At 52.8% G+C, this 1,498-nt stretch carries 2 protein-coding genes and 1 pseudogene; 1 reads left to right on the top strand and 2 read right to left on the bottom strand.

Annotated elements, in window-relative coordinates; translation table 11 throughout:
- Positions 1–706, top strand: a pseudogene (locus tag PROAA_RS13690) (GTPase); the annotation flags it as partial.
- A 63-nt stretch (positions 707–769) separates the two neighbouring features.
- On the opposite strand, the gene PROAA_RS13685 reads toward PROAA_RS13690, so the two are convergent.
- On the bottom strand, positions 770–1,030 hold the full coding sequence (locus tag PROAA_RS13685) for a YfhL family 4Fe-4S dicluster ferredoxin (protein ID WP_186411870.1): 261 nt from the start codon (positions 1,028–1,030) through the stop codon (positions 770–772).
- Positions 1,031–1,050: 20 nt separating this feature from the next.
- Positions 1,051–1,498, bottom strand: a 448-nt coding sequence (gene coaD, locus PROAA_RS13680) for a pantetheine-phosphate adenylyltransferase (RefSeq protein WP_186411869.1), incomplete at its 5' end; no start/stop codon positions are given.

Below are 1,498 nucleotides of genomic sequence, written 5' to 3'. Positions count from 1 at the left end.
CTACGCAGTGCGCAGCGTCTTTTCGCAACTGACGAACAAGCTTTTTGGCCATCTGGGCCTTGATGCCTTGCTCGAACTGACGACTTCGACCCGCGAGACAATGATCGAAGCACCGTTCTCAAAAACACTCTCTGGCGCGATGAAGAATTTCTTCAACGTTTCGCGCAACAACCTCGTCAAATCAGACGGCGAGATAGTCGAAATCCTCACCATGATGGGCGCAATCTACAAGAAGTTTGCGGTCGAGCATGGCCTCAAGCTGGGCACCCCGACCAGCTTCTCTTTGATCCGTTACCAGAAGGACATTGACCGCCTTGAGTACTGGTGCGATACACACCTCAACACCATGTTCCAGTTGATGACCCATGAGAAAAACAAGGTCACACAGAGGTTCTTCGAGGAAGTCGCTACCCAGGTGAAGCGCGCTTTTGAGCGCGCCAACCGTGACGCGGAATCCTGGCTGAAAGCGATCATGGCGCCCATGGAAACCCAGGTTCGCGAACACCAGATCCAGCTCAAACGGCGGCTGGAAAGCATCAAACGCATTCATCAAGCAACCGACACGCTTGAAGATCGAGTCAATGAACTGATTCACGTCGAGAACAATCTTGTGTCACAGATCCGGGCGCTGGAGAAGGTCGGTAAAGCGGTTGAGCTCATTCTGATTACAAAACTCAATACCCAAAACCTGCGTAGCGCCGCCTGAAAAACAAAAGAACAAAAACGCCGTCACCCAGGCGATCGGGAGACGGCGTTTTTTTGTGTCCGATCAGGCGGGTCGCTTGTTCCCCGTCAGCTTCTCGTACTTCACCCACAGCTGGTTTTCATTTTCCTGATGATCGGCATCCTTCGGGATGCAATCGACCGGGCAAACCTCGACACACTGTGGCGTGTCATAGTGACCAACGCATTCGGTACACTTGCCCGGGTCGATTTCATAGATTTCAGCGCCCTGAGAAATCGCTTCGTTCGGGCACTCGGGTTCACACACGTCGCAGTTGATGCATTCGTCAGTAATAATCAATGCCATGATGCTGTTCCTTCAACTCACTAAAATTTTTCCGAAACTCTTTTCGCCAGCCGCTCGCAGATTGCCGGATGGACAAACTTGCTGACATCCCCGCCGAGAAGGGCAATCTCGCGAACCATCGTTGCCGAAATGAACATGTACTTCTCGCCCGGGGTCAGGAATATTGTTTCAACCTCGGGGAAAAGATTCCTGTTCATCCCCGCCATCTGAAATTCGTACTCGAAATCCGACGCGGCGCGCAGACCGCGCAATATGACCTTCGCGCCTTTTGCGTGGAGAAAATCCATCAGCAGGCCATCAAATCCGCAGACTTCAACATTCGGGTACTGGGCCAGAAGTTCCTTGGCGATTTCGACCCGCTCGGCAAGCGAAAAGAAGGGCCTCTTCGAGCGACTCTCGGCGATACCGACAATTACATGATCGAAAAGACAGGCAGCACGCCGAACGAGGTCTTCGTGACCCCGCGTT

This window comes from Candidatus Propionivibrio aalborgensis (genome assembly GCF_900089945.1).
GTDB classification, from domain to species: Bacteria; Pseudomonadota; Gammaproteobacteria; order Burkholderiales; family Rhodocyclaceae; genus Propionivibrio; species Propionivibrio aalborgensis.
Note: the sequence above shows the minus strand (reverse complement) of the source record. Positions and strands in the feature narration are given on the sequence as shown.